General features: G+C 44.3%; 26 protein-coding genes. 15 read left to right on the top strand and 11 right to left on the bottom strand.

Annotation, left to right across the window (positions count from 1 at the left end; translation table 11 throughout):
* Window positions 1–100: 100 nt before the first annotated feature.
* Complete coding sequence (locus DA100_RS17990) at window positions 101–1,258, top strand: porin (protein ID WP_138973388.1); 1,158 nt, start codon at window positions 101–103, stop codon at window positions 1,256–1,258.
* Window positions 1,259–1,376: 118 nt separating this feature from the next.
* On the top strand, window positions 1,377–2,186 hold the full coding sequence (locus DA100_RS17985) for a DUF2057 domain-containing protein (RefSeq protein WP_138973387.1): 810 nt from the start codon (window positions 1,377–1,379) through the stop codon (window positions 2,184–2,186).
* A 32-nt stretch (window positions 2,187–2,218) separates the two neighbouring features.
* On the opposite strand, the gene DA100_RS17980 is transcribed toward DA100_RS17985, so the two are convergent.
* The 5 genes from DA100_RS17980 to DA100_RS17955 all read right to left on the bottom strand — a co-directional run bounded on the left by DA100_RS17980 (window position 2,219) and on the right by DA100_RS17955 (window position 6,734).
* The gene (locus DA100_RS17980) at window positions 2,219–2,695 is read right to left on the bottom strand and encodes an NfeD family protein (protein WP_138973386.1); all 477 of its coding nucleotides are present in this window, start codon (window positions 2,693–2,695) and stop codon (window positions 2,219–2,221) included.
* Window positions 2,696–2,703: 8 nt separating this feature from the next.
* The gene (locus tag DA100_RS17975; protein ID WP_138973385.1) at window positions 2,704–3,627 is read right to left on the bottom strand and encodes an SPFH domain-containing protein; all 924 of its coding nucleotides are present in this window, start codon (window positions 3,625–3,627) and stop codon (window positions 2,704–2,706) included.
* A gap of 140 nt (window positions 3,628–3,767) precedes the next feature.
* Complete coding sequence (locus tag DA100_RS17970; protein WP_138973384.1) at window positions 3,768–4,622, bottom strand: co-chaperone YbbN; 855 nt, start codon at window positions 4,620–4,622, stop codon at window positions 3,768–3,770.
* Window positions 4,623–4,948: 326 nt separating this feature from the next.
* Window positions 4,949–5,776: an SDR family oxidoreductase gene (locus DA100_RS17960; RefSeq protein ID WP_138973383.1), complete on the bottom strand. Its 828-nt coding sequence runs from the start codon at window positions 5,774–5,776 to the stop codon at window positions 4,949–4,951.
* Between the two features lie 43 nt (window positions 5,777–5,819).
* The gene (locus tag DA100_RS17955) at window positions 5,820–6,734 is read right to left on the bottom strand and encodes a TIGR01777 family oxidoreductase (RefSeq protein ID WP_138973382.1); all 915 of its coding nucleotides are present in this window, start codon (window positions 6,732–6,734) and stop codon (window positions 5,820–5,822) included.
* Between the two features lie 226 nt (window positions 6,735–6,960).
* Here DA100_RS17955 and DA100_RS17950 point away from each other — a divergent pair, with 226 nt between their 5' ends.
* The 5 genes from DA100_RS17950 to yfcE are packed head-to-tail and all read left to right on the top strand — an operon-like array spanning window position 6,961 to window position 9,832.
* Window positions 6,961–7,695 (top strand): DUF1538 domain-containing protein, encoded by a 735-nt coding sequence (locus DA100_RS17950; protein WP_138973381.1) that lies wholly within the window; start codon window positions 6,961–6,963, stop codon window positions 7,693–7,695.
* On the top strand, window positions 7,692–8,486 hold the full coding sequence (locus DA100_RS17945) for a DUF1538 domain-containing protein (RefSeq protein WP_138973380.1): 795 nt from the start codon (window positions 7,692–7,694) through the stop codon (window positions 8,484–8,486). Before DA100_RS17950 ends, DA100_RS17945 begins: the two co-directional genes overlap by 4 nt.
* On the top strand, window positions 8,476–8,826 hold the full coding sequence (locus DA100_RS17940; protein ID WP_138973379.1) for a P-II family nitrogen regulator: 351 nt from the start codon (window positions 8,476–8,478) through the stop codon (window positions 8,824–8,826). The genes DA100_RS17945 and DA100_RS17940 overlap by 11 nt, the downstream gene beginning before the upstream one ends.
* Window positions 8,823–9,227, top strand: a complete 405-nt coding sequence (locus DA100_RS17935) for a CBS domain-containing protein (protein WP_138973378.1) — start codon at window positions 8,823–8,825, stop codon at window positions 9,225–9,227. The genes DA100_RS17940 and DA100_RS17935 overlap by 4 nt, the downstream gene beginning before the upstream one ends.
* 50 nt (window positions 9,228–9,277) lie before the next feature.
* Entirely contained in the window at window positions 9,278–9,832 is a 555-nt protein-coding gene (yfcE, locus tag DA100_RS17930; RefSeq protein ID WP_138973377.1) for a phosphodiesterase, read from the top strand.
* A gap of 28 nt (window positions 9,833–9,860) precedes the next feature.
* Here the strand turns inward: yfcE and DA100_RS17925 are convergent, their stop codons facing one another.
* The 4 genes from DA100_RS17925 to DA100_RS17910 are packed head-to-tail and all read right to left on the bottom strand — an operon-like array spanning window position 9,861 to window position 12,344.
* Entirely contained in the window at window positions 9,861–10,139 is a 279-nt protein-coding gene (locus DA100_RS17925; RefSeq protein WP_138973376.1) for a SelT/SelW/SelH family protein, read from the bottom strand.
* An 11-nt stretch (window positions 10,140–10,150) separates the two neighbouring features.
* On the bottom strand, window positions 10,151–10,906 hold the full coding sequence (locus tag DA100_RS17920) for a sulfite exporter TauE/SafE family protein (protein WP_138973375.1): 756 nt from the start codon (window positions 10,904–10,906) through the stop codon (window positions 10,151–10,153).
* Window positions 10,907–10,953: 47 nt separating this feature from the next.
* Window positions 10,954–11,469 carry a regulatory protein ToxS gene (locus tag DA100_RS17915; protein WP_138973374.1) on the bottom strand — a complete coding sequence of 172 codons (516 nt, stop codon included), beginning with the start codon at window positions 11,467–11,469 and terminating at the stop codon, window positions 10,954–10,956.
* An 11-nt stretch (window positions 11,470–11,480) separates the two neighbouring features.
* Window positions 11,481–12,344: a transcriptional regulator gene (locus DA100_RS17910; RefSeq protein ID WP_138973373.1), complete on the bottom strand. Its 864-nt coding sequence runs from the start codon at window positions 12,342–12,344 to the stop codon at window positions 11,481–11,483.
* Window positions 12,345–12,608: 264 nt separating this feature from the next.
* On the opposite strand from DA100_RS17910, the gene htpG reads away from it, so the two are divergent.
* The 3 genes from htpG (at window position 12,609) to hemH (ending at window position 16,564) form a co-directional block, all read left to right on the top strand.
* Window positions 12,609–14,513, top strand: a complete 1,905-nt coding sequence (htpG, locus tag DA100_RS17905; RefSeq protein WP_138973372.1) for a molecular chaperone HtpG — start codon at window positions 12,609–12,611, stop codon at window positions 14,511–14,513.
* Window positions 14,514–14,828: 315 nt separating this feature from the next.
* Window positions 14,829–15,473: an adenylate kinase gene (adk, locus tag DA100_RS17900; protein ID WP_138973371.1), complete on the top strand. Its 645-nt coding sequence runs from the start codon at window positions 14,829–14,831 to the stop codon at window positions 15,471–15,473.
* Between the two features lie 131 nt (window positions 15,474–15,604).
* Window positions 15,605–16,564, top strand: coding sequence for a ferrochelatase (gene hemH / locus DA100_RS17895; protein ID WP_138973370.1), 960 nt, complete (start codon window positions 15,605–15,607; stop codon window positions 16,562–16,564).
* Between the two features lie 238 nt (window positions 16,565–16,802).
* Here hemH and DA100_RS17885 read toward each other — a convergent pair whose 3' ends face one another.
* Both DA100_RS17885 and DA100_RS17880 read right to left on the bottom strand, forming a co-directional pair.
* The gene (locus tag DA100_RS17885; RefSeq protein WP_138973369.1) at window positions 16,803–17,258 is read right to left on the bottom strand and encodes a DUF411 domain-containing protein; all 456 of its coding nucleotides are present in this window, start codon (window positions 17,256–17,258) and stop codon (window positions 16,803–16,805) included.
* A gap of 8 nt (window positions 17,259–17,266) precedes the next feature.
* Window positions 17,267–19,951 (bottom strand): copper-translocating P-type ATPase, encoded by a 2,685-nt coding sequence (locus tag DA100_RS17880; RefSeq protein ID WP_138973368.1) that lies wholly within the window; start codon window positions 19,949–19,951, stop codon window positions 17,267–17,269.
* A gap of 468 nt (window positions 19,952–20,419) precedes the next feature.
* Here DA100_RS17880 and DA100_RS17875 point away from each other — a divergent pair, with 468 nt between their 5' ends.
* The 5 genes from DA100_RS17875 (at window position 20,420) to DA100_RS17855 (ending at window position 26,361) form a co-directional block, all read left to right on the top strand.
* Window positions 20,420–21,535 carry a porin gene (locus DA100_RS17875; protein WP_138973367.1) on the top strand — a complete coding sequence of 372 codons (1,116 nt, stop codon included), beginning with the start codon at window positions 20,420–20,422 and terminating at the stop codon, window positions 21,533–21,535.
* A 67-nt stretch (window positions 21,536–21,602) separates the two neighbouring features.
* Window positions 21,603–22,241: a DUF2057 family protein gene (locus tag DA100_RS17870; RefSeq protein ID WP_138973366.1), complete on the top strand. Its 639-nt coding sequence runs from the start codon at window positions 21,603–21,605 to the stop codon at window positions 22,239–22,241.
* A gap of 100 nt (window positions 22,242–22,341) precedes the next feature.
* Window positions 22,342–23,769 carry a glutamate--tRNA ligase gene (gltX, locus tag DA100_RS17865; RefSeq protein ID WP_138973365.1) on the top strand — a complete coding sequence of 476 codons (1,428 nt, stop codon included), beginning with the start codon at window positions 22,342–22,344 and terminating at the stop codon, window positions 23,767–23,769.
* A 442-nt stretch (window positions 23,770–24,211) separates the two neighbouring features.
* Window positions 24,212–25,186, top strand: a complete 975-nt coding sequence (locus tag DA100_RS17860) for an OmpA family protein (protein WP_138973364.1) — start codon at window positions 24,212–24,214, stop codon at window positions 25,184–25,186.
* Window positions 25,187–25,392: 206 nt separating this feature from the next.
* The gene (locus DA100_RS17855; RefSeq protein WP_138973363.1) at window positions 25,393–26,361 is read left to right on the top strand and encodes an OmpA family protein; all 969 of its coding nucleotides are present in this window, start codon (window positions 25,393–25,395) and stop codon (window positions 26,359–26,361) included.
* Window positions 26,362–26,479 lie beyond the last annotated feature (118 nt).

Here is a 26,479-nt window from a genome sequence, read left to right as displayed (position 1 = left end):
CTAACTTGCAGCTCTCAGATAGGAAATGATTTCTCCCTTCGGCGGCCAACTTAAGGTGAGAAAAAATAAGACAGCTATATCCATTTTTAGGAGTTTTTCCATGGACAAAATGTTTAAACGTACTCTTCTTGGTGCTGCAGTAGCATTCGCTTCAACTAGCGCTATGGCAGCAGAGACATCTCAAGTCGGTATTATTTCAGACTTCAACGTTCAAGCTTACGGTGTGGCGGCAATCTCTGTTGTTAACTACGACCAAGATGAAACAAACATGAGCACGGGTGTTGTAACCGATAAAAGTACAGGTTACGACTACGAGAATGAATCACGTATTGGTTTCCGTGCTAGTAAAGATATGTTCGATAACGTAAATGTTTTCATGCAAATTGAATCAGGTTATGTTGGTGAAAACGGTACAGGTGCCACTCTTGGTAACCGTGATACATTCCTAGGTTTACAAGGTGACTGGGGTAAAGTTCGTTTCGGTCGTATGTTGACACCTATGTATGAAATCATTGACTGGCCATACTCAAACCCAGGTCTGGGTGCTGCTTTCGACTGGGGTGGTGATGTGTCGTTTAACCGTGATCGTCAAGGTGATATGGCGCGTTACGATTCTGTGGATCACAACGGCTTCAGCTTTGCTTTAGCAACAGGTCGTGGTGACTCATCGGTTAAAGATAACTATTTTTATGGTGCAAATCTTCATTACAAATTAGCTGATAGTTTTACCATCCATGCAGCTCTAGAGAGTGAGCAGGATCGTTCTGTTTCTGATAAAGTTGATGCAGCTTATGAAGTTTGTTTAGTGGCAGCTGGATGTAAAGATGTCAATGATAATGCGATTACTTTAGGTAACGCGTACCAGTCAACATCAGCAGCTGACGCGGTTAGTGCAGATACTTTCGGTTATATCGTTGGCTTTGAAGCTTCACTACCAGCTGGCTTTGGTTTAGCAGCTGCGTATAAAGCGGGTGAATCTAAAACTACTTCAGGTGTAACATCTGAACAGGCTTCTTACTCTGTTATTGGTCAGTACTGGAGTGGTCCATGGGGCTTTAAACTAGGCTACGCTGCAAACATGGAGTCAGAGAAAGCAGGTGTTAAGCAGAATGACGAAGATAGCATCGTTTCAGGTCAGCTAATGTACGTCCATAATGGCTTCGTTCCTTACGTTCGTGTTGCTCAACGCGACATTAAGTCAGATGGTAAAAACACAGAGACATTCGTTGTACGTGTAGGTTTAGAATACGGCTTCTAATTAGAGTTTTAGTAAATAGCGCACGCCGGTCATATTGGCCGGCGTTTGTTGTTTACTTTGTCGCTGTAAATACGAACAACGTTTCTTGATGTAGTAAAGCAATTCCAAGGTGATTTCTATGAATAAAGCATTATTGATTTCTTTTCCTTTCGTATTAGTTGGTTGTACCACTTTGGACGCGAATAGTGATTTTTCAGATGCGGTCAAACGTATTGAAAGTAAACAAACATACCAGATCGTTACTGGAAAAACGCTTACACCTGAAACCATTGATATTCAAGGTGGTCAGTTAGTCAAATCAACCTTAGAATTTAACTATGTAGCTCCATATGAAAACCAAAGCGCTCCAGCTTCATTCATCACAATGGAGCTACAGTATTTCAAAAATTATTCACAGTTTAGCTATGTCAATTTTAGTGAAAACAATTTAAAAGTAGACCTTGAGTCTTACGCAGCTTCGGCAGAGACATGTAGTGATATCTGCACTACAACCCAATATCTGAAGTTTCCAGTCGACCAGTCCCTATTTATGGAGTCACTCGGTGAGGACTTAGTATTTGATGTTGCAGCATCTAAGAACTCTATATTTACCTTTTCTGTTCCAGCGAAATACATTGAGGCATTAGTTAAAAGTGGTAGCAACGGTGCATTAGCCAACAAAAAGGTGGCCAGCAGCCCCGCTATAGTAACAAATCAGGCTACGGACTTTGAACCGCAATCTAAAGCATTGGAAATGTCCCAATATTGGTTTGAACAAATGAAAGCGGATGAACAGCAAAAGGCGGTAAACTGGGCTGTTGCGAATCGATCAGAGTCAAATACAGAGCTTTTTGGTAAGAGCAAAGAGGCAGAAATGTTTGGTTACTGGTACGAAAAAGCTGATCGAGAAGAACGTAAAGCGATAATAAAAAAACTACTCGACCTATAATTGGTAAAAAGGGAGCTATATAGCTCCCTTTTTTAGGGGATTAGATCATTTTTGTTCAGTGGTTTAGCCTTAATAGTTAAAACAATACCATCTATTTTGATTATCTCTACCCAATGACCTGCACTTATACTGACCTCAGATCGTGCTGTCCAAGTCGTATCACCGACTTTTACTCGACCTTTACCCGCAGGGAAATCTTCATCGAGGACAAAAGTTTGACCCACTAACTGCTTACTTTTTTGATTGAGTTCGCGGTTGTCATCGGATGCGCGATCTGATTTAAATTGCCTGCGCCACCATAGCCATGTGGTTACCAAGGAAAATACGCCAAACGAGACCCACTGCAACTGCCAACTCATGGGTATCAAAGTCAGCAGAGCCCCAACCACCATTGCGGACAGGCCTAACCAAAGTAAGTAGCCAGCGGTGCCGAGCAGTTCAAAAGCGAGCAGCACAAGCCCCAAGGCCAGCCAATGCCAGTAGTTAACAGTTTCAAGTAATTCCAGCAATTGAACCTCTATTTGTCTGTAGGTTTGTTGTGATTAAACATTTCAGCGATACCAGCGATCGAACCCATCAAGCCAGCGGCTTCGAGAGGCAACATGATAATCTTGCCATTTTCTGCCTGACCAATTGATTTTAAAGCCTCGGTATAACCTTGAGCAATGAAGTAATTGACGGCTTGCATGTCCCCTTTGGCGATCGCTTCAGAAACCATTGTGGTCGCACGAGCCTCCGCTTCGGCAGCACGTTCACGAGCTTCTGCTTGAAGTATAGCGGCTTGTTTGTCGCCCTCAGCTTTAAGAATTTCAGATTGTTTATGACCTTCTGCACGCAAGATTTCTGCTTGTCGAACCCCTTCAGCTTCAAGTACTTCAGCGCGTTTGTTACGCTCTGCTTTCATTTGCGCGTTCATCGCTGCGGTTAGATCGGCGGGTGGTTGTACGTCTTTGATTTCAATACGGGTTACTTTTACACCCCAAGGATTGGTTGCTTCATCAACGATTGCCAGTAACTTGGTGTTGATCATGTCGCGCTGGCTAAGCATTTCATCGAGTTCCATTGAGCCTAGCACTGTACGGATGTTTGTTAGGGTTAAATTACGAATGGCATGTTCCAGGTCGTTAACTTCATAGGCAGCCTGCGAGGCATCAATGACTTGAACGAAACAAACAGCATCAATAGTGACATTGGCGTTATCTTTGGAGATGACCTCTTGTGCGGGGATATCCAACACTCGTTCCATCATGTTGATTTTATGTCCAACTAGATCGATTAACGGAATGATTAAGTTAAGACCTGGCTTTAGGGTATGTGTATAACGTCCAAAGCGCTCAACCGTCCAGTTATTGCCTTGAGGGACAGTTTTTACTCCTGCCACCACTAAGGCAATGGCGACGATGATGAAGACGCCAATAGTAATCAATGAATCAATAGCCATATTAGAGTTCCTTATGAGAGTCGTTTTATAATTGTTGCTTAATTGAACGACTGAAACAATGGCATAAGTGAGACCTAAAGGCGAGTTTTGACAAAATAAAAGCCGGAATGACCGGCTCTAAGTTTATGATTTAGAAGGCACTAATATAGCATTGAATACAATTGTCGGCGGTATTTACTGGCGATTGCATTTCCCTGTCCCAAAGCAGCAAGAATATCCATAAATGATTTTTTAATTTCACCATCAAGGGCATTTAGGTTGCCCTTTAGTGCTGACATTAACAATTCAAGCGCCTCTTCATCTCTGTTCACCTGATGGTAGCTGAGCGCGAGTTCGTTGGTGAGCTTTAAATCGTTTGGATCTGCTTCTAATGCTTGTTCCAGCAACTGGATCTCAGGGCTATTTGCAGCTTGGGCTTGCAGGTCGAGTTTGGCAATTAAGCCTTTGTAGTAGTTGTCTTGGTATTCAAGGGGGATGTGGTCAAGCAGCGCTCTCGCTTGCTGGTAATCTTTTCCTTCAATGTAGCAATCTGCAAGAGCCAACTTAACGTCGCCTTTTTGTTGAATCGCTGCATCTAATGATTCTAATAGCGGTAGCGCTTGTGCATGGTTACCTGTTTGGATCCACTCAAATGCTTGTTGTAGGTTGCGTTCGTCTTGGCTTGGCAGGTGTTTAGTCAGCATCTCTTGGATTGCTGAAATCGGCTGAGGGCCGCCCAGTCCATCAACGGGTTGACCATTCATAAACAGTGCAATCGTAGGCAAGGCTTGAACGCCAAACTGACTTGCAATCATCTGTTCTTGCTCACAGTTAAGCAGTGCCAGAGTAAATGCGCCGTTATATTGTTGGGCAAGTGTTTGCAGTTCAGGTATCACTTGTGAACTCTCTTGGCTCATTGGCGCCCAGAAGTGAATAAGCACAGGTGTTTGCATCGATTCTTCAAGTACTTGGCGGAAGTTCTGCTCATTGAGCTCAACAATAAATGGTGATTGCATGTAAGGTTTCCTTGCAACATGGTCTGTATAGACAAGATATGGGCGTGACAGGCTGAGTTCAAGTTAACGAGTTGAAATATCTCGTGACGAAAACAAGAACACCGCCTAGTGTAGGCGGTGTTCGTATTTCCCAAATGGGCAAGCGAAGGGTGTCTATAAAACGATAAACAACGTTAGTGCAACTCCTACACTTAGCCAGTTTAACTGTATTAAAGACATTGAGTTATTCCGAATAATGTAGCATTGGCAAAATCTGTATAAGGGTTTCCCCAAGCTTCAATATAGTGTCTCAATGTTACGAAATCATGACAGCCGCGTTAGTTATTTTACGCGGCATGCCACAATATTTTATCCAACAGCCGAGTGGGCAGAATCCGTTTGAGGACGGCAAAAACTTTAGTCGGGGTAGTAATCCGATAACGAATCTTTGGTTTGTTTGATTCAAGGGCATGGATGAGAGGACCAACACATGCGTCGGCTGGCAAGACAAAAGCATTGTTTGAACTTTGGCTATCAAGCCGAGACATTTGTTGCTGATATTGCTCGTGATGGACACTTGATTCAATGGTAATCCAGCGCTGGAATGCCTTTAAGGCATTGGCTCGAAATTGAGTTTCGATAGGGCCGGGTTCAATAAGACTGATATGAATGTTACTGCCTTTGAGTTCTATACGTAGTGTATCACTCCAACCTTCAAGTGCGAATTTAGAGGCGTTGTAAGCACCTCGGTACTTCATGGCTGCAAATCCGAGCACGGAGCTGTTCTGAATGATTCTTCCTGAACCTTGGCGGCGCATTGTGGGTAAGATTTCACACACTAGCTGATGCCAACCGAAAAAGTTACTCTCGAATTGTTCACGTAACCCGTCAGTAGGTAGATCTTCCAACGCTCCCGGTTGACCATACGCTCCATTATTGAATAACGCGTCGAGCTTCCCATCGGTTAGCTCGAGAGTTCGTTTGACGGCGAGCTTGATGCTGTTGCTGTCATTGAGATCAAGTTGCAGACAAGTCAGTCCTTCGGAGCGTAACCTATCAACGTCAGCTTGTTTACGACAAGAGGCGATGACTTGATAACCACGCTTGTGTAAGGCATGGACGCACGTATACCCGATGCCTGTTGAGCAACCGGTAATGAGAATGGATTTTTGCATTTCAAGTAATTAGTTGAGCGATAGTGAATTTTAGAGTACTGGATTACTCTTGGTGTTGTAACAGATTTTTTAGCGCTGGCTCAATCCGTGAATAGCTAAAATGAAAACCCAGCTCAGTTAACTTTTTAGGTTTGGCTCGAATACTGTCAAACAACAACACGGAGCTTTCACCCATCGCTAAGGACATCAACCATTTAGGTGTTCGTAATAGGTGAGGGCGCTTTAAGGTTTTGGCTAGAGTCTGACTAAACAGCTTGTTTGTCACCGGATGTGGTGCACAGAAGTTAAACTCACCGTGTGCGTGAGGGGTTTCGAGTAAATAGATGATTCCTCTCACCATGTCTAGCATATGAATCCAAGGGATATACTGGTGTCCACTTCCTAGAGGACCACCTAAACCAAATCGATAGGGTGGTAGCATCTTAAGCAGTGCACCGCCTTGCGGGGCTAGTACGACACCAGTGCGAAGAATACAGACACGCGTCATTTCGGAACGCGCGCGATTGGCTATTTGTTCCCACTTGCTACACACATGGTGAGGAAATCCACGATCGGAGACGTGCAAAGACTCATCGAAAGGGTGTTCTTGCTGATCGCCGTAATAGCCCACCGCAGAACCGCTGATCAATACGTCAGGGGGATTTGTGCTGGCATGAATCAATTCAACTAAATGCTCTGTTAATGACCAGCGACTGTCACAAATAATGTCTTTCTGCGTTTTACTCCAACGTTTATCCGCGATAGGTTCACCGGCTAAGTTAATTACCGCATCAAAATCGTTGAGATGTTGAAAGCGATCTAAGGTCGTTACGTAGGTCACGTTGCCCATATCGGTGTGGCTGAGTCTCTCTTTTGCCCTTTTGGGGTCGCGAGTAAGCAGCACAATCTCATGGGTGGTTAAGTGTTTGAGGAGTTCTCGGCCAATAAAACCTGTCCCACCTGTGAGCAGTACCTTCATTCCTTATCCTTTTATGATTCATGGCAACCTAAATTAGGTTTTACCATAGACAACTATTGTTACTAATTATAGCGACTTAGCATGAAAAGTGATCACATGTATCAATATCACAATTTTAACATTTTGTTACCTTTCTATTCCTCTACGTAGGGGCAGTCACAGCCGAAGTCGTATTTGTTTGCCATGCTAATAAGTAGGGATATAGCACCGACGGACAGGAGGTTATGTGCAGGCAATGATAGCGTTAGCTAAGGCGCTACTTGGAAGTCTCAGGGATTTAATGCCTATTGTGGTTGTAATTGCTTTCTTTCAACTGGTGGTATTACAGGAACCCTTACCGAACTTAGTTTCAATCCTATTTGGCTTAGTGCTGGTGGTGTTCGGTCTGACCTTCTTCATCTTTGGTTTGGAAATGGGGCTCTTTCCTATAGGGGAGACGATGGCTCAGGCATTTGCTCGCAAAGGCAGTGTATTTTGGTTGCTGGCTTTCGCTTTTTGTTTAGGTTTTGGTACTACCGTCGCAGAGCCTGCACTTACCGCTGTTGCTGATGAAGCCGCAGAAGTGGCCGCTGAAGGAGGTATGATTGCCCACCAAGAGCAAGCGATGGAAGATTACGCGAATGGATTGCGTTACACCGTTGCGCTTTCTGTCGGTATCGCGATTTTACTTGGTGTACTTCGAATTCTGAAAGGCTGGCCGATTCAATACATGATCATCGGTGGTTACATTGGAGTCGTGGTTCTGACCATGTTTGCGCCTCAAAGCATTATTGGCGTTGCCTACGACTCTGGCGGTGTGACTACTTCTACGATTACAGTACCTTTGGTTACGGCTTTAGGGGTTGGGCTTGCATCAGCGATTAAAGGACGCAATCCGATGATTGATGGATTCGGTTTAATTGCGTTTGCATCGCTACTTCCCATGATGTTCGTGATGGTCTACGGAATGGTGATCGCATGATCGAATGGTCCCACTTTATTGACGTTTTCATCGGTACCATAAGTGATGTTGTACCGATTGCGACGATTATATTTGGTTTTCAGTTTGCGGTATTGAGACGACCAGTTAACAACTTGCCTAAGGTCATTTTGGGCTTCTTCTATGTCATTCTTGGATTGTCGCTGTTTCTTATCGGCCTTGATTTTGCCTTATTCCCACTGGGTGAAACCATGGCAACCCAGCTAACTGAGCCAAATTTTATTGCTGAGTTTCGTGTCTCAGTTGGCGAGAAAATTGAGTGGTTCGACTACTACTGGGTCTATTTGTTCGCATTCTTTATCGGCTTTAGCACGACCATAGCCGAACCCTCTTTAATCGCGGTGGCTATAAAAGCCAATCAGGTCTCGGGGGGCAGTATTAGCGTCAACGGTTTGAGAATTGCTGTTGCGCTAGGGGTTGCATTTGGTATTGCGTTGGGAAGCTATCGCATTGTTGTTGGAGACCCAATTCACTATTACATCATTGCTGGTTACATCATTGTCGTTATCCAAACCTTCTACGCACCCCAATTAATCATTCCCCTCGCCTATGATTCAGGCGGGGTGACGACATCCACGGTTACCGTTCCTTTAGTGGCAGCGTTAGGGTTAGGGCTTGCTTCAACCGTACCGGGACGGAGTCCAATGATAGATGGGTTTGGACTAATTGCTTTTGCTAGTTTATTTCCGATGATCTCGGTCATGGGATACGCACAAATCACTCAGTGGCTCAACAAAGGTACTGAGCAGGAGGACAAAGAAAATGCGCTTTAAATTACTTATAGCATTTGTCGAAGACAGTAAAACAGATGTTGTTCTAGACGCAGCGAGAAACGCCGGAGCTACCGGAGCCACCGTGATTAACAATGCTCGTGGTGAAGGGCTTAACCAGAAAAGAACCTTTTTTGGTCTGACTCTGGATGTCCAAAAGGACGTGCTACTTTTTGTCGTCGAGGAACACTTGTCACGACATATCTTAGAAACGATTAATGAGGTGGGAGAATTTGATCAGGCATCCGGCCAGGGGATTGCGATACAGATAGATATAGAAGATGCGGTAGGCGTTGCCCACCAAGTAGAAAAACTGACTAAGGTAGTGGAGGATGAGATATGAGAGATCATGTGAAAGTCAGAGTGCGTGATGTAATGACTAGCAACTATGTCATTGTGGATGGCTTAACTACCGTTAAAGAGGGTATTCAACTAGCACGCAGCCATGAAGTGAAAGCGCTGGTGGTCGACAAACGTAACGATGAAGATGAGTACGGCGTAGTGTTGATGAATGACATAGCCAAGAAGGTACTCGCTCAGAATCGTTCTCCAGAACGCACCAATATCTATGAAATCATGACTAAACCCGCGTTGTCTGTTTCTCCTGATATGAATGTGAAGTATTGCGCTCGCTTGTTTGAACGTTTTGGTATCAGCCGTGCTCCCGTTATTGAACAAGGCAAAGTGGTTGGTATGGTCAGCTACAATAACATAGTGATAAACGGCATGGTCAGAGATGACTAATTGGGTCTCAGGGAGTAGAATCTGCAGCGTATTTTTGAGGAGATGATGTCGTGAAACTCTTTTTTGCCTCTGACCTGCATGGTTCTTTGCCTGCAACCGAACTTGTCTTGGATGCGTTTGAGCAATCTGGTGCGCAAACCTTATTTTTGTTGGGGGACACGTTAAATCATGGTCCCCGCAACCCTGTACCAGAAGGATATAACCCACAGCAAGTGAGTGAACGGCTTAATCAGTATGCTAAGCAAATCATTGCTGTTCGCGGAAATTGTGATAGTGAAGTGGATCAGATGCTGCTTTCGTTTCCCATGATGATGGATTACGCCTGGGTTATGTTGGAAAGCGGTCAACGCCTATTTGTAACGCATGGTCACCTATACAACGCTGCTAATCGACCACCACTAAAGGTTGGAGATGTGATTGTTCACGGGCACAGTCATATTCCGTCTGCTGAGTTAGATGGCGATCAGTATATCTTTAATCCTGGTTCTGCAACCTTTCCTCGGCAAGGTTACGCAGCAAGCTATGGCATGCTTGACGACTCTCAGTTGAAAGTCATGACATTTGACAATCAAGTGGTGATGCAAACAACGATAGCGCCACGTTAATGGCGCAGTTGATGTTAGTTGAACGTCGTTACTTAGAATCAGAATGACCAAGATCGCGCTCAGGGTCGATCAGATCCCTGACGCGTTGTTTAAGCACTTTAGCTTCCGGAAAACCGCCATCGCGCTTACGTTCCCAAATCATCTTTCCATTGCAGTGGATCTCAAATCGCCCGCCTGTATCAGGGTGAAGAGTGAGTGACTCAATCTCTTCACTAAAGGTATGCAGTAACTCCTGACTGAGCCAAGTTGAACGGAGCATCCAGTTACACTGACGACAGTAGTAGATATTAATATTGGCTTTTTGCATGGTCCTTCCCTCTAGATAATTAATTTAATGCCGACAGCAAAGGTAAGCAGCTCGAAACATAGCTTGATTGCGCGATTGTTCACACGGGTCGTCAGGTAGGCACCCAGCCCACCACCAATAAACGAGCCTAACAGCAAAGCGGGTAACCAAGGCCAGTAAACGGGAGCTCCAGCGTGAACCATAGCGACACCCCCAATCCCATTCCAGAATAAACCAACACACAACATGGTTAACGCAACGGCTTGTTTATAGCTGTATCCAAACCAACGAACAAGAAAAATGGTCACTAAGAGACCTGAACCCGCAGTCAGCGAACCGTTGATAACGCCGATGACCATCATACCAATTCCACCTAGCGCCCAGCCAAAGTGATGACGGTTGCGTTGGATCTCTTGCTGGCCGAGTTGTGGCTTAAATCGAGAGTAGATTCCTAGAGCGAGTATCATCAGACCGAGAGCGGTTTCCGCGATTTGCTCTGGGATGAGAAGGACAATATTCGCGCCGATAATGACGCCTAAGCTACCGACGATAACCAGATATAACGCAACCTTGTAGCTAAAGCTTTTGTGCTTGATATGGGTATAGGCGGCCCCAATGCCGAGCGCAACGCTGGCTATCTTATGGGTTGCTAGAGCAATCGAGAAAGGTAGGCCTAAGAATATCAGTAATGGGAACTGAAGTAGTCCAGCGCCTCCGCCAGAGAGTGAGGCGAGAGTGTTAGCAATCAGAGAGCCAACAAATAGGCCAACAGTGTTTGTCCAATCCATGTGATGCTTAGAAAAAAGGGGGCGTCATGCCCCTTTTACTTTATTGTTTAGTTGGTGAAAAGTACCGTAGAACCGTGACTTAAGCTAGTCAGAAGTAATGTTTTATCATTCACAATATCGATACGGCGACTTTGCTGTGCGTCCATTTTAAACAGCTGAGTAATCAGACTTAGCTGATCTTCGGTAAAGTCTTGACTTTGCGCCGAAGAGACATCTTTAAACTCGGTCGGAGAGACGAGTAAGTAGTTATCGCTGATGTCCCAATGGCCTGTCTCTGAAATGTTGATAATGCTTTCATTTTCAGTGTCGTTACCATAGAGACGTACTGTCGCTACACGAATATAAGTATTGTTTGGCAGATACTTAACGTTAGAGACGACATTCGCTTTACGTAAAGGACCCACTGAGTCATCGGGAATCTTTGCCGCGATAACAGTAACCATTTTTGACTGCCACTCATTTGAAGTTAGCACTTGCTCTACTTTGAGGTCACTTCCCCAGTAAAGCCAACCACTAAATACCGCTGACAGAATAAGTAGGCCTACTGCAATTTTCTGATTCATCTTGGTGGTTCCTATTGGCAAACTTTACTGAGATCTTGTTGCTCAGCGAAGATACGTAATGTCACGTTCTCGCCTGAGTTATCCAGAGAATGAATGTAGTTGAGAACCAACTGATTATTCTGACCACCAGTGGCAATGACTTCGACTGGCGCAAGCTCGTTAGTATGTGTTTTATTGTACTTTTTCACACACTGCTCAATTGACGGGTACCAGCGACTTAAATCAGGATGATTGAGTGGCGTTTTAACCGGAGTATTGCCATAAACAGCAAGTTGGCGGAATTTTGATTCACTCGGGTTAGTAAATAAAACAACGCACAGTGGCAGTAACAGAGCGAGTGCGACCAACACCTTAGCTATTAAGCTTGAAGACTTCGTTACTTCAGGCGCTGGAATAGGTGCTTCTAATTGAGGTTCTGCAGAAATAAGCTCAGTATCAATTACAGGTTCAGAAGCATGCTGAAGAGGTATTTCTACGTCTTCCATTGCAACAGCAGGTTGTTCAACTTCGTTAACACCACTCATCAATGGCGTTGTACGTTCTACCGAGCAGATTAGCTGGTAACCGCGTTTTGGCACCGTTTTAACGAACATTGGTGACTTTGTTGAGTCTTTGAGAAGCTTACGTAGTGTAGAAATGGCTTGCGTTAGGCTTGAATCATCGACTTCGAAGCCTTGTTTACGCCATACGAAATCGTGTAAATCATTACGCGAGACGATTTCACTCGGTTTTTCACAAAGTAAAAGAAGAATCCGGCTTTCGTTGCTCCCTAAACGAATCAGTTCGTTTTCGCATTCCTTGTCTGTGAGGGAGTTTGTATTGGGATCAAAAGTAAATCTGTTCGCAAGATTAAACTTAGTACCTATATTACTCATTAATGATGGCCATTTAATTTAAGTTTCAGACAGTTATTCAAGTAAGGCGCTTTCTAAGACTAGTCCAAAATTACTCTAGTTTAGATTTTTTGATTTTTAGAGAGTGCAAGGATAGTAAATATTGAGATAAAAAAACACTGTTTTTATGATTCTTGACCTTGAATTTACATTTGTCACCCTCATGTTAACTGACAGATTTGGGCCAAATTACTCTTTTTTTGATTAGGGTAGTGGCTTGATAACTATAGAACTTATGGAGTTATCATGAGCGAAACAGTAACACAAAACAAAGAAACTCGCGGTTTTCAGTCTGAGGTAAAACAATTACTTCATTTGATGATTCATTCTCTTTATTCAAACAAAGAGATTTTCCTTCGCGAGCTGATTTCTAATGCGTCTGACGCTTCTGACAAACTGCGCTTTCAAGCACTGTCAAATCCAGACTTGTACCAAGGTGACGCTGAACTTGGCGTAAAACTTTCCTTTAATGAAGAAGCGAATACCTTAACGATCTCAGACAACGGTATTGGTATGAGTCGTGAGGATGTCATCGAGCATCTGGGCACCATCGCGAAATCTGGCACAGCGGAGTTTTTCTCTAAGCTATCAGAAGATCAATCGAAAGACTCTCAGTTAATTGGTCAATTCGGTGTCGGCTTTTACTCTGCATTCATCGTTGCTGATGCCGTCACGGTTCGCACTCGCGCAGCTGGCCTGGCGAGTGACCAAGCCGTTCAATGGCACTCAGCGGGTGAAGGTGAGTACACCATCGAAAACATAACCAAAGAAACTCGCGGTACAGATGTCGTTCTTCATATGCGAGAAGAAGGTAAAGAGTTCCTAAACGAATGGCGTCTGCGTGAAGTGATCGGCAAGTATTCCGATCACATTGGTATTCCTGTTGCGATTCAAACGTCAGTTCGTGATGATGAAGGTAAAGAAACAGGTGAGAAAAAATGGGAGCAGATCAATAAGGCTCAAGCACTTTGGACTCGCAATAAATCCGATATTTCTGAAGAAGAGTATCAAGAGTTCTACAAGCACGTTTCTCACGATTTTGCCGATCCTCTAACATGGAGCCACAACCGTGTTGAGGGTAAAAACGACTACACCAGCTTACTTTATATCCCTGCGAAAGCACCTTGGGATATGATGAACCGTGACCACAAGTCTGGTCTGAAATTGTATGTACAGCGCGTATTCATTATGGATGACGCAGAGCAGTTTATGCCATCGTACCTACGTTTCGTACGTGGCTTGATAGATTCCAACGATCTGCCACTCAACGTATCGCGTGAAATCCTACAAGACAATAAAGTGACTCAGTCTCTGCGCAATGCTTGTACTAAGCGTGTTCTAACGATGCTAGAGCGCATGGCTAAGAATGATGAAGAAAAGTATCAATCATTCTGGAAAGAGTTTGGCTTGGTGCTAAAAGAAGGCCCAGCAGAAGACTTCAGCAATAAGGAAAAAATTGCGGCCTTGTTGCGTTTTGCTTCGACGGAGGTGGACTCTTCTGAACAGACTGTTAGCCTTGCGTCATACGTTGAACGCATGAAAGAAGGCCAAGATAAGATCTACTACTTAACAGCGGATAGTTATGCAGCGGCTAAGAATAGCCCACACTTAGAACAGTTCCGTTCTAAAGGCATCGAAGTCATTCTAATGTTTGACCGTATTGATGAGTGGCTGATGAACTACCTCACCGAATTTGATGGTAAACAGTTCCAGTCGATCACAAAGGCGGGGCTAGATCTTAGCAAGTTTGAAGATGAAGCTGAGAAAGAGAAACACAAAGAAACCGAAGAAGAGTTCAAGTCAGTCGTTGAACGTACTAAAGAGTACTTAGGTGATCGTGTTAAGGAGGTTCGTACCACCTTTAAGCTAGCAACAACGCCAGCCGTTGTAGTGACTGACGACTTTGAAATGGGTACGCAGATGGCCAAACTGCTGGAAGCCGCAGGTCAAGCTGCGCCAGAAGTGAAGTACATCTTCGAAATTAACCCTGAACATACCTTGGTTAAGCGTATGGCTGATGAAGCAGACGAAGAAGCCTTTGGCCGTTGGGTTGAACTTCTACTTGGTCAAGCGATGTTAGCTGAGCGTGGCTCAATGGAAGATCCATCTCAATTCTTAGGTGCAATTAATGCGCTTTTGACTAAGGGCTAATAGCTGAAAATTGGTAAAAAGCTCGCATCTTGCGGGCTTTTTAGCTTAATTGCTTTAATCGTGAATGAAGCGCGTTAAATAAGCGGCAAATGTGAGTGTTTAAGCATTCTTTAGTCGTAATTCGCGCTTTGGTTTTAAATTGTATGATAGAATGCATTCTTGAAACCAAACGAGCGGGCGTGTAATGTGCACGCCTGTTTTATTGTTAACTTGTAATAACAGTTATACCGAAACTTACCGTGAGCTAAGGCTGTGTGATTTACGACACCATAGTGAGCTTCGGTATAAATCATCATTATCTTAAGAGGATTCAACATGCGCATCATTCTTCTAGGTGCTCCAGGTGCAGGTAAAGGCACACAAGCAAATTTCATCATGGAAAAATACGGTGTTCCGCAAATCTCTACTGGTGACATGCTACGTGCTGCTATCAAAGCAGGTACAGAGCTTGGTAAGCAAGCTAAAGCTGTTATTGACGCTGGTCAGCTAGTTTCTGATGAAATCATCCTTGGTCTAATCAAAGAGCGCATCGCTCAAGATGACTGCGAAAAAGGTTTCCTACTAGATGGCTTCCCACGCACTATTCCTCAGGCTGATGGTCTAAAAGAAATGGGTGTAGCGGTCGATTACGTTATCGAATTTGACGTTGCCGATGACGTGATTGTAGAGCGTATGGCTGGCCGTCGTGCTCACCTGGCTTCAGGTCGTACTTACCACGTTGTTTACAACCCGCCTAAAGTTGAAGGTAAAGATGACGTAACGGGTGAAGACCTTGTTGTTCGTGACGACGACAAAGAAGAGACAGTACGTGCTCGTCTTGGTGTCTACCATGATCAAACTGCGCCACTAATCGAGTACTACGGTAAAGAAGCAGAAGCGGGTAACACTAAATACCTTAAATTCGATGGTACTAAGCAAGTTGCTGAAGTCAGTGCTGATATCGAGAAAGCGCTAGCATAAATAGCTAACAGCGAATTTTGAAAATTTGTTATAGTTAAAGCGACCCAAGTTGGGTCGCTTTTTTATGTTTATTCGTTGATCTATCAAGATCTTATTTACGTAAATATCCCTTTTAGGATTGATAGGAAGCTATGCAAAATAGTAAGAGACAAGGTGTGCTACTCGTTAACCTGGGTACCCCTGATGAAGCAACGTCCCCTGCAGTAAAGCAGTTTTTGGGTCAGTTCCTCCATGACAAACGAGTGGTCGATATGACGCGCTGGTTGTGGTGTCCGATTTTGCATGGTGTGATACTCCCAATCCGTGCACCGAAAGTGGCTAAGCTGTATCAGTCAGTATGGATGGAGCAAGGTTCGCCATTGATGGTCTATTCGAAAAGGCAGGTCGAGAAGCTACAAGCTTTAATTGATATGCCCGTTGAACTGGGTATGACTTATGGCAACCCGAGCCTACAAACCGGACTAGAAGCGCTGGTGGCACAAGGTGTGGAAGACATTATTGTTCTGCCTCTATATCCTCAGTATTCAGGTACAACGACGGCGGCAGTCTCGGATGGATTGACCAAAGCATTTAAAAAGATGCCCGTTGTACCAAGTTATCGGTTCATTCGTGATTATCATGATCATCCTTTGTACATCAAAGCGTTGGCAGAGAGCGTAAAACGTTCTTGGCAAGAGAACGGCAAAGGTGACTATCTGCTGTGTTCTTACCATGGAATTCCTAAGCGCTATGCGGATAATGGTGATATCTACCCACAGCATTGCGATGTCACCACGACGCTACTTGCACGTGAGTTAGGATTGGCACCCAATCAAATCGGTATGACCTATCAGTCTCGTTTTGGTCGTGAAGAGTGGCTACAGCCCTATACGGACAAGACCTTGGAAACACTACCGAGTAAAGGGATTAAAAAACTCGATATTCTTGCGCCTGCATTTTCTGTCGATTGTTTGGAAACACTGGAAGAACTGGCTGAGCAGTGTTGTGAGATTTTCACCGAGAATGGTGGTGAAACATTTACCTATATTCCTTGCCTCAATGACGATGACTTGCATATTGAGATGATGACGCAATTAGTTACTCAAGGTTAATGCGCGCTAACTGATTCTAAAAGGGCTGCCAGTGGCAGCTTTTTTTGTGCATCCTATACTGGGCTTTGCCATCTATGCGCCATCTAAAGGCGAGCAAAATCGTTCCACTGCCTGCCAAAGAATGCTGTCTGGCATTTGGATATAGTCAATGTTTGAGAGCGCATTTTTCCATAAATCTAAGCAGGCAGCCTGCCTGTTTTCACTCGTATAGTGAGCCAAAACTTGCTTGGCAGGTACACTACTTGTTAGAGCCGCTGTTGCCTTTATAGTGTCGGTACTCAAATACCTGACCTTTTTCGTTGAACGCGTAGACTGAATATTCGTCTTTTTCATTGCCATATTCCATGCCTGGAGAACCCATTGGCATTCCCGGAACAGCAAGTCCTTTCGCATTGCGTGGTGGGTTTTCAAGGAAAGCTTGAATGTCTTCCGCTGGAATATGACCTTCGAATACGTAGCCATTAATTTCTGCTGTATGACAAGAAGCAAGTTCAGGTGTAATCCCCAACGTTTGCTTAATAGGATTCATGTTTTCGTGTAACTTCTCTTCAACTGTAAAGCCTGCATCTTGCATATGTTTCGTCCACTCAGTACAACAGCCACAGTATGGTGATTTATGGTTGAGTACATCGGTCGCTAATGCGTGACCAGAAATCAGAGTCAGTGTTGCTAGGGCAAAAAATTTACGTTTCATAATAACCTCTACGAGCTTTTAAAAAGTCTTAAACGATTAGCGTTGCTTACTACGGTAATCGAGGAAAGTGCCATCGCTGCACCTGCAATAACAGGGCTAAGCAAAAAGCCAAAGCTGGGATAAAGAATACCTGCGGCAATAGGGATACCTAGCGAGTTATAGACGAAGGCCCCAAATAAGTTTTGTTTCATATTACGTACTGTTGCTTTAGAGAGTTCAATCGCTCGAACAACAGACAGTGGTGACGAGTTAAGCAGTGTCACCTGTGCACTCTCGATGGCGATATCGCTGCCTCCCCCCATCGCGATGCCAATATTAGCAAGGGCTAGAGCTGGCGCATCGTTAACGCCATCGCCTATCATTGCAACGCAGTGGCCTTGACTTTGTAAATCAGCAATATGGCCCGCTTTCTCATCTGGCAATACTTGCGAGATTACTTGCTCAATTCCCAGCTCTTGTGCAATGGCTTGTGCGACACTCGAATTATCACCAGTGAGCATAATTGGCGTGATATTGATGGCTTTTAGTGCTTCTACAGCCTGTTTCGCATCGGGCTTTATCGGATCTGCGATGGCGATAACGCCAATCACAGTTGAGTTTTCAGCGACAATAATCGGTGTCCAAGCGTTGTCTAGATATTGTTGAAGTTCACTATCAACCTCATCTAAACGCCATGCTTGCTCACACGCATAAGCCAGTGAGGTAACGGCAATAGATTGTTGTTCTACTTTTGCAAGCACTCCCTGACCGCGGTGGTTTTCAAATTCCGATACCTCGAACATTGGCAGAGACTGCTGATGAGCTTGTTGAACAATCGCTTTAGCAAGTGGATGTTCTGACTGTTGTTCTATTGAAGCTGTGAGCGTTAGCAACTGGTCACTATGACCATTGACTGCGTAGATGCTTTGAACATTTGGCTTGCCTTGAGTCAAGGTGCCTGTTTTGTCAAAGACCACCGTATCTATTTTGCCTGCTGACTGCAAAACGTCGGCATCTTTAATCAAGATCCCCATCTCGGCCGCTTTACCAATACCAACCGTTACAGATAGCGGGGTCGCCAACCCTAATGCGCATGGACACGCAATAATAAGAACGGTAGTAGTGACAATGAGCATGTAGCTGGCTTTAGGTTCCGGACCCACCATAAACCAGACCAATGCAGATAGGAGAGCAATTGCTACTACAACTGGAACGAAAATTGAAGAAATTTGGTCTGCGAGTTTAGCGATAGCTGGTTTGCTACTTTGAGCCTCGCGGACCATAGTGATGATGCGCGACAACATGGTGTCGCTACCTACACTTGAAGCGTGAATGATTAAACTACCATCCTGATTAATGGTTCCTGCGGATACAGAATCCCCAACTTGCTTATTCACTGGTATTGGCTCGCCAGTCAACATTGACTCGTCTAGATAAGATTCACCAGACTCAACGATGCCATCAACAGGTATTTTTTCACCGGGTTTCACCCGCAGTCTCATTCCCAGGCTAATTTCGTCGATGGTGATGTCTCGATCGCCTTGTTCCGTGACCAGAGTCGCCACCTGAGGCTGAAGATTAATCAGAGCCTGAAGTGAGCGGGTGGTATTCGCCTTAGCTTTGGCTTCTATATAGTGACCAAGCGATATCAGGCCAATAATCATTGCGCTTGCTTCGAAGTAGACGTGTCTGGATGCGGCAGGAAACCAGTTGGGGAAAGTGACCACTAACATTGAGAATAACCAAGCTGCACCTGTCCCTAGGGCGACTAAGGTATCCATTGTCGCTCGTTTGTGAGTGAGCGCTTGCCATGCGTTAGTGAAAAATGTTTTTCCTGCTGTCGCAAGTAGCCATAAACAGATAACACCAATGATGCCCCAAGCGATTTGGTCTGCGCTATTGCGAATCATCATATTACCGCCTGCGATTCCCCACAGCATGAGTGGCGCACCGATCATCAAACCTAACCAAGCACTTTTCTTATGGTGGGTTTGAACTGCTTGCTGCAATTCGAGTTGTTTTTGCTGCTGGTTTTGAGGATCGTCAATCAGTTGGGCTTGATAGCCAGATTGAGAGACCGAGCGTAATAGCTGAGTCTCGATCTCCTCAATGGGTTGGTTGGAAAAAATAACTGCGCTTTGTTCAGCAAGATTGACTTGAGCTTTTTCTACGCCTTTTACTGAGATTAAGGCTTTCTCGACCGAAGAGACACAACTGGCACAAGTCATACCCGATATAAGAAGGTGCGCCGAGTGTTTAATGGGTAATGGTTGCTCTCTCTCTATAGGGGCGGCGATTTCTTCGTCAGCGGGTACAGCTTCCACGTGCGGGGAGAATGGACTTGCTTGATAACCCAATGACTCAATCAATTGGATGACTTCTTGTTGTGAGTGAAGCGATACAAGCTCTAGCTCTGTTTTCGATACACGAAAGGATCCATTGAGTGGAGACTGCTCAAGAGCTTGTTCCAACTTAGCGACACATTTACCGCAATTGAGTCCAGTTAAGAACAAATGATGTTTGTGGCCTGCCTGATAGCCTAGCTTCTCAATTGAATCTGCAAGTGCGGCAAAAGAACTGCCTGTCTCTAAAGAGATGTGAGTGGGAGACAAATGATCAATGCTGACTTGGTGTTCTGCCGTAATTGCTCGCTCCACTTTTCTAGCACAGCCCATACAGTTTAAGCCAGAGAGTGGGATATCAAACTTAGTCATAACATCACCTTAATTATTCAACTGTGGCTAAGCGTAAACCTTACCGCAAGGGTAAGGTCAAGTATTTAAATAAAACGTCAAAATCACCGATTGCCGTGAATTAGTGGGCAGGAAGCATGCGAGACAATTCAAACTTTTTATTTGGGAAATATAAAGTTCCGTAAATAGATAAAAAATCACAGTGATCTCGTCAGCAGATTTGGCGAACAAGCGCTCCATGTACGCAACGCTTAAGCAGTATTGACGTTTATGTTTATTGATGTTGCTATTTAACTTATTGATTTAAATTGATTTGCTTAATTTTATAATTTTCTGATTTGAATCTGGTCAGATTATCTTTTCATTCTTTTTTCGTCGCGAAAAAAGTTTGCCACCATGACCCTGTCCATAAATAGTTCCCTTCAAAACAACCAGTTAGTTTTGTGTGAGGGGAACAAGGAAAAATTCAAATAAATAGGGGTTAATCTTATGTCTAACTTTAAAAAGACTCTTCTTGGCGCAGCAATCGCCGCAACTACCATGGCCACTGGTACTGCTAACGCGTATATGCTGGGCGATCCGAATGATGCTAACGTAGAAGTCTACGGCGTCGTCTCTATCTCTGCTGTGGACTACGGTGCATCGAAAGCGACAGGTCCAGATGATGGTTGGGCGCTAGAAAATGAAACTCGCATCGGTTTCCGCGCGGCTAAATCAATGACAGATAACGTAACTGCGTTTGCTCAAGTAGAGTCAGGTTGGGTATTGGACTACGGTGCCGATTTAGGTAACCGCGATACTTTCGTCGGTCTGCGCGGCGATGATTGGGGTCAGGTTCGTTTTGGTCGTATGTTGACACCGTTATATGAACTTGTTGACTGGCCATACTCGGCATCTAACCTAGGTCGTACTTTTGACCGCGCATGGCGCAGCGGCGAACGTTACCACTTTGACCGTAAGAGCCAAATGGCACGCTACGATTCACCAATGTTTGGTGAGATGGTTAAATTCAGCCTAGCGGGTGGTAATGGTAGTGAAAACCACGAAGATTCTAACTTCTTCGGTGGTTCTATCACAGTGGCGCCAGTTGATATGCTAACGTTACATGCAGCGTTTGAAACGGCTAAAGGTACAGTATTTGAAAGTGCTACCGACAACGTGTTTGATACAAACAATGCAACACCAGGTAACCCTCTAGATATTAAAGAACTAGGGAAAGCGGCTTCTGTCGGTGATACGGATTCATACTTTGTAGGCTTCGAACTTCGTCCAATGGACAACTTTAATATCCTTGGTGCATACAAAACGGGTTCGTACGACTCAACTAACGGTGGCGGTGACTACGGTTACACCAAACGTGAAATCGACGCTTACTCGATTCAAGCGAACTACTTCTTTGGTAACGCAAACATTCGTGTTGGTTACGCAGACCAAAGGGGTAAGCAAGATGGCGTAGACAACAAAGATATGGATTCAACCTCTATCAGTGGTGAATTGGGTTACTCATTTAGTTCGGTATACACCTTTGTTCGTTTAACTCAACAAGATGACTCTACGTACGATGATGACCTAATGGTTCGTATCGGTACTGAGTGGACATTCTAATAAATATATTATGACCCGGCGGACAGTTTGTCCGCCTTTTTCCGTTTGTAACCGTGAGGAAGAGAGAATGAAAAAAATCATTGCAGCGGCAATTGTGCTTTTGATGAGTAGTATGGCTCATGCTCAAGTGACGATTCACACCGATAGCCGAATAGAGATTCTAGCGGTAAATCAACAGCTCAATCAGATACCAAAAAAGGCTAAGGGGGATCTGAAAATAGCTAATGGTCACAATCAGATATTGCTACGAGTCACGGCAATGGTTGATGGCAATGGTGGCAAGAAGAAGTTCAACTCTCATCCAATGGTGGTCACATTTGACGCACAGAACGAAACTCTATTGTTTGAAACGCCTTTCGCGATTCGAGATCAGCGTGGGGTAAGTAAGTTTGAAAAGAGTCCAACAGTTAAAGTTACCAGTAATGGACAATCAGTGCAGATCGTGATGGATCAGATTTTGAATCAATCTTTTGCGTTGATTCACGATTACGACGCGATGCTGAACGACTACAACTTGGCTGGTGGTATTGCGGCGATATCTGTTACACCTACTGAGCCAAACATTAAGGCGAGTTCCGCGTCAGTGGCGTCTGTCAACGTGGATCAAAAAGTGCAATCGAAAGTGATCCAGCGTGATTTTCTCTCTATGACGCCATCAGAGCGGCAAGAGTTTATCTCTTGGGCGGTAAAACATATTAACGATTGATTGTAGATTTGCATATCGGTGCTAAAATAACGCGCAATTTTAGCACCATCGCACATATTGAAGGCGTGGTGCAGTCATTCAGACAATCAAGGTATTTTACATGACGGTTAAAACTCGTTTTGCTCCTAGCCCAACAGGCTACCTACACGTTGGTGGTGCGCGTACTGCACTTTACTCTTGGCTATACGCTAAAAACCAAGGTGGTGAATTCGTACTGCGTATTGAAGATACGGATCTTGAGCGTAACTCGCAAGAAGCAGTAGACGCGATTCTAGAAGGTATGAAATGGCTAGGTCTTGAGTGGAATGAAGGGCCTTACTTCCAAACTCAGCGTTTTGATCGTTACAACGAGATGGTTGATAAACTGCTGGCTGAAGACAAAGCATACAAGTGTTACGCATCGAAAGAGTTGCTAGATGAAATTCGTGCAGAACAAGAAGCGAACAAAGAAATGCCTCGTTACGATGCTGAACACCCTAAGATTAAAGCAGCAAACGATGCAGCTAAAGATGGCGATCCATGCGTTATCCGTTTCCGTAACCCTAAGGAAGGCAGCGTGGTATTCGATGACCAAATTCGTGGTCGTATCGAAATTCGCAATAGCCAGATGGATGATCTAATTATTCGTCGTACTGACGGCTCACCAACATACAACTTCTGTGTTGTGGTTGATGACTGGGATATGGGCATTACTCATGTTGTTCGTGGTGAAGACCATATCAACAACACGCCTCGTCAAATCAATATCTATGAAGCACTAGGTGCACCAGTACCTACTTTTGCTCACTGTGCAATGATTCTTGGCGATGACGGTGCGAAACTGTCTAAGCGTCATGGCGCTGTATCAGTAATGCAATATCGTGACATGGGTTACTTACCAGCGGCACTAAACAACTACCTGGTACGTCTTGGCTGGTCTCACGGTGACCAGGAGATCTTCTCTGAACAAGAGATGATCAACCTATTCAGCCTAAACGCAGTGTCTAAGTCAGCGTCTGCGTTCAACACAGATAAACTACAATGGTTGAACAACCACTACATTAAGACTTCAGAACCTGAGTATGTTGCAGAGCACCTACAATGGCATCTTGATGAGCAGAAATTAGATGCGACTAACGGCCCTGCTATTACTGAAGTAATCAAGCTTGTTGGTGAACGTTGCAATACGCTTGTTGAACTAGCAGAACAGATTCGCTACTTCTATGAAGACTTCTCTGAATTTGAAGCGGGTGCGGCGAAAAAGCATCTACGTGGTGTAGCGAAAGAGCCACTAGAGCTAGCACTAGCAAAAGCAGAAGCGTTAACAGAGTGGACGACGGAAAGCATTAAAGATGGTGTTATTGCCGCTGTTTGTGAAGAGCTTGAAATTGGTATGGGTAAAATTGGTATGCCACTACGTGTAGCGGTTACGGGTGGCGGTCAGTCTCCATCGGTAGATGCAGTTATGGCTCTTATCGGTAAAGAGCGTTGTGTTGCTCGTATCAAAATGGCATTGGCATACATCGCAGAGCGCGAAGCCAACGCGTAATGGTTATTGCCAGTTCGAAAACCGCAGCACTACGCTGCGGTTTTTTTTTGTCTCTAGTAAAGACCAGAGCGAGAGATGTGAGAGAGTACTTACAATATATTTTCTCGTTATTGAGAATTTGTTTTTTGTTCCCTAGTTGACTGAATTTTATTGGAGAAATTCATACATACGCCAATCCCTTATCCTAACTAGCTTTACGTGGATTCGTGTTTTTTTTCGGATTATTTCCTAACAGTTCGCTGACAAAATCCTGCTTTGAATGTTAGGAAATGTGTATATAGTTCGCTGAGTTCGCTTACGGATCTAGATGTTTATGCCGTGGGTATTGGTTTAGTCAAAATAAAATGATGATTCGTGTTCTGTTTCCATTTGGGCTTTGCTAAGGGTAAATGGAAATGTGCACTAAGGCTAAACAACTTTCAGATTTGAGGAATAAAACACCATGAAAAAATTAGCAGCGGTAATTTCAGCATCACTTCTTCTTGCATCAGCGCCTTCACTGGCAGAGCTTTATGTCGGTGGTAAAGTAGGTAAATCTTGGTTGGATGATGCATGCACAACAGCGACAGCAAATTGTGATGATGAAGCTTCAACAGCAGGTGCATTCATCGGTTACGAAATGTGGGACTTTCTATCAATCGAAGGTGGTTACGACTACCTAGGTAAGTTTACAACTGATGGTCTTAATGACGATAAAGTTGAAGCATTTACGCTAGCTCCAAAGCTAAACCTACCGATTACTGACGATATCTCACTTTACGGTAAATTTGGTGGTGCATACGTCAAATATGGCAACAAAGAAGATGCTTCATACATGGGTGCCGCAGGTGTTGAATTTGACTCACATAAGAACGTGACTGTGCGAGTTGAATACCAAACCATTACTGATGCAAACAATGAGCAGGTTCGTGCGATGGGTAATAGTGCGACGCTAGGCGTAGTTTACAAGTTTGGTAGCAATGAAGAAGCTGCACCAGTTGTTGTCGTAGAAGAAGAGATGGTTGAAGAAGTCGTTGAAGAGACTCCAGCAGAGCCTGTTGTTGAGACTAAGACGTTTGAGACTCAGCTACTAGGCACAGGTAGTTTTGAACTAAATAGTACAAAGCTAAACCAACAGAGCGCCTCTCAACTGGATGAGCTGGTAGAGTTCCTTAATACTTACCCACAAGCGAAAGTAGAAGTGATTGGTTACACTGATTCATCTGGTGCGGCTGAGTACAACCAAGTGGTATCAGAGAAGCGTGCAGAGTCTGTAGCGTCTACTCTTGAGCAAAAAGGTATTGATGCGTCTCGTATTACCGTTCGTGGTGAAGGTGAGAATAACCCAATTGCATCAAATGACACTCGTGAGGGTCGTCAGCAAAACCGCCGTGTTGAAGTGATCGTACCTAGCTTTGAGTACCAAGTTCAGCAGTAATTATTAAAATAACAACGTTAGTAATTGAGCCTCAACCCCATGGTTGGGGCTTTGTCTTATATATGAGAAAGAAAAAGCACCTATAATTCCATTGTTATATTGTTTGCATATCGATACTTATTAGGTGTGCGGTATTACCAATGTGCTTATCAATAGGTTTCCGGTTTAGAGAAATAAGTAAGCATGTGATTAATGAGGGAGTTCTCATGAAAAAGTTTGCAGTGGTTATGTCGGGGGCATTGTTACTAGCGTCAGCAAGTGCAAGTGCAGAGTTTTATCTAGGGGGTAAAGTTGGAAAGTCATGGCTGGATGATGCGTGTACTGCGCTAACAAATGACTGTGATGACGATTCAATGACAGCCGGTGTGATAGCGGGTTATGAATTTTTCGACTTTCTGTCACTAGAAGCAGGTTATGACTACCTTGGTGAGTTTACTGCCGATGGCTTAGCTGATGAAAAGGTTAAGGCTTTTACTTTTGCTCCAAAACTGAATTTACCACTGACTGAGGATGTGTCTCTGTACGGTAAACTTGGTGGTGCTCGCGTCGAGTACGGTAATAAAGATGATAATTCGTACCTAGGAGCCATTGGTGTAGAAATTCAGTCAGATAATAATTTTGCAGTACGTATTGAGTACCAGCGTCTGACCGATGTGAACAATGATTTGGTTAAAGCCGCAGTGAACAGTGCGACACTTGGTCTTGTCTACAAATTTGGTGCCAATGAATCACAACCTGAAGAAGCGGTTGTTATCGAAGAGAAAGTCGTCGAAGAGACAGTGACGGAAGAGGTTGTTGTCACGCCTGTAGTTAAGACTTTCGAAACAAAACTGGTCGATTCAGGCAGTTTTGAGCTAAATAGCACCAAACTAAAACCAGAAAGCCAATCAACTCTTGATGAACTGGTGGCGTTTATGAACCAGTACCCGCAGGCTAATGTCGAGGTGACAGGCTACACCGATTCGACTGGCGCAGCCGCTTACAACCAAACTTTGTCTGAAAAACGAGCTCAATCTGTCGCGGATGTTTTGATCAATGAAGGGATTGAAAGTCGTCGTATCACAGTACGTGGTGAAGGGGAAAATAACCCAATCGCTTCGAACGAAACTCGTGAAGGTCGAGAACAAAATCGTCGCGTAGAGATTGTTGTACCAGCTTTTGAATACCAACAGTAAGTAGTACCGAGTTATTAAGACTGTATAGGTCGTTTGATTGAAAGGGTGGCTCTAAAAGAAAGGCCTTGTTGTATAACAAGGCCTTTTATTTTCAGCCCTAAACCACCTACTTCAGGAG

The organism is Vibrio sp. Hep-1b-8, from assembly GCF_006124995.1.
Classification (GTDB): Bacteria; Pseudomonadota; Gammaproteobacteria; order Enterobacterales; family Vibrionaceae; genus Vibrio.
This window is presented reverse-complemented; position numbering and strand designations above follow the sequence as displayed.

Bases quoted from the DNA above. Each gene is read 5' to 3' on its own strand.
- DA100_RS17970 (WP_138973384.1), bottom strand. From the start codon at position 4,622: ATGCAATCACCATTTATTGTTGAGCTCAATGAGCAGAACTTCCGCCAA.
- gltX (WP_138973365.1), top strand. From the start codon at position 22,342: ATGACGGTTAAAACTCGTTTTGCTCCTAGCCCAACAGGCTACCTACAC.
- DA100_RS17940 (WP_138973379.1), top strand. From the start codon at position 8,476: ATGCGCTTTAAATTACTTATAGCATTTGTCGAAGACAGTAAAACAGAT.
- adk (WP_138973371.1), top strand. From the start codon at position 14,829: ATGCGCATCATTCTTCTAGGTGCTCCAGGTGCAGGTAAAGGCACACAA.
- hemH (WP_138973370.1), top strand. From the start codon at position 15,605: ATGCAAAATAGTAAGAGACAAGGTGTGCTACTCGTTAACCTGGGTACC.
- DA100_RS17960 (WP_138973383.1), bottom strand. From the start codon at position 5,776: ATGCAAAAATCCATTCTCATTACCGGTTGCTCAACAGGCATCGGGTAT.
- DA100_RS17875 (WP_138973367.1), top strand. From the start codon at position 20,420: ATGTCTAACTTTAAAAAGACTCTTCTTGGCGCAGCAATCGCCGCAACT.
- DA100_RS17925 (WP_138973376.1), bottom strand. From the start codon at position 10,139: ATGCAAAAAGCCAATATTAATATCTACTACTGTCGTCAGTGTAACTGG.
- DA100_RS17885 (WP_138973369.1), bottom strand. From the start codon at position 17,258: ATGAAACGTAAATTTTTTGCCCTAGCAACACTGACTCTGATTTCTGGT.
- DA100_RS17855 (WP_138973363.1), top strand. From the start codon at position 25,393: ATGAAAAAGTTTGCAGTGGTTATGTCGGGGGCATTGTTACTAGCGTCA.
- DA100_RS17915 (WP_138973374.1), bottom strand. From the start codon at position 11,469: ATGAATCAGAAAATTGCAGTAGGCCTACTTATTCTGTCAGCGGTATTT.
- DA100_RS17880 (WP_138973368.1), bottom strand. From the start codon at position 19,951: ATGACTAAGTTTGATATCCCACTCTCTGGCTTAAACTGTATGGGCTGT.
- DA100_RS17945 (WP_138973380.1), top strand. From the start codon at position 7,692: ATGATCGAATGGTCCCACTTTATTGACGTTTTCATCGGTACCATAAGT.
- htpG (WP_138973372.1), top strand. From the start codon at position 12,609: ATGAGCGAAACAGTAACACAAAACAAAGAAACTCGCGGTTTTCAGTCT.
- DA100_RS17870 (WP_138973366.1), top strand. From the start codon at position 21,603: ATGAAAAAAATCATTGCAGCGGCAATTGTGCTTTTGATGAGTAGTATG.
- DA100_RS17860 (WP_138973364.1), top strand. From the start codon at position 24,212: ATGAAAAAATTAGCAGCGGTAATTTCAGCATCACTTCTTCTTGCATCA.
- DA100_RS17985 (WP_138973387.1), top strand. From the start codon at position 1,377: ATGAATAAAGCATTATTGATTTCTTTTCCTTTCGTATTAGTTGGTTGT.
- DA100_RS17975 (WP_138973385.1), bottom strand. From the start codon at position 3,627: ATGGCTATTGATTCATTGATTACTATTGGCGTCTTCATCATCGTCGCC.
- DA100_RS17920 (WP_138973375.1), bottom strand. From the start codon at position 10,906: ATGGATTGGACAAACACTGTTGGCCTATTTGTTGGCTCTCTGATTGCT.
- DA100_RS17935 (WP_138973378.1), top strand. From the start codon at position 8,823: ATGAGAGATCATGTGAAAGTCAGAGTGCGTGATGTAATGACTAGCAAC.
- DA100_RS17990 (WP_138973388.1), top strand. From the start codon at position 101: ATGGACAAAATGTTTAAACGTACTCTTCTTGGTGCTGCAGTAGCATTC.
- DA100_RS17955 (WP_138973382.1), bottom strand. From the start codon at position 6,734: ATGAAGGTACTGCTCACAGGTGGGACAGGTTTTATTGGCCGAGAACTC.
- DA100_RS17910 (WP_138973373.1), bottom strand. From the start codon at position 12,344: ATGAGTAATATAGGTACTAAGTTTAATCTTGCGAACAGATTTACTTTT.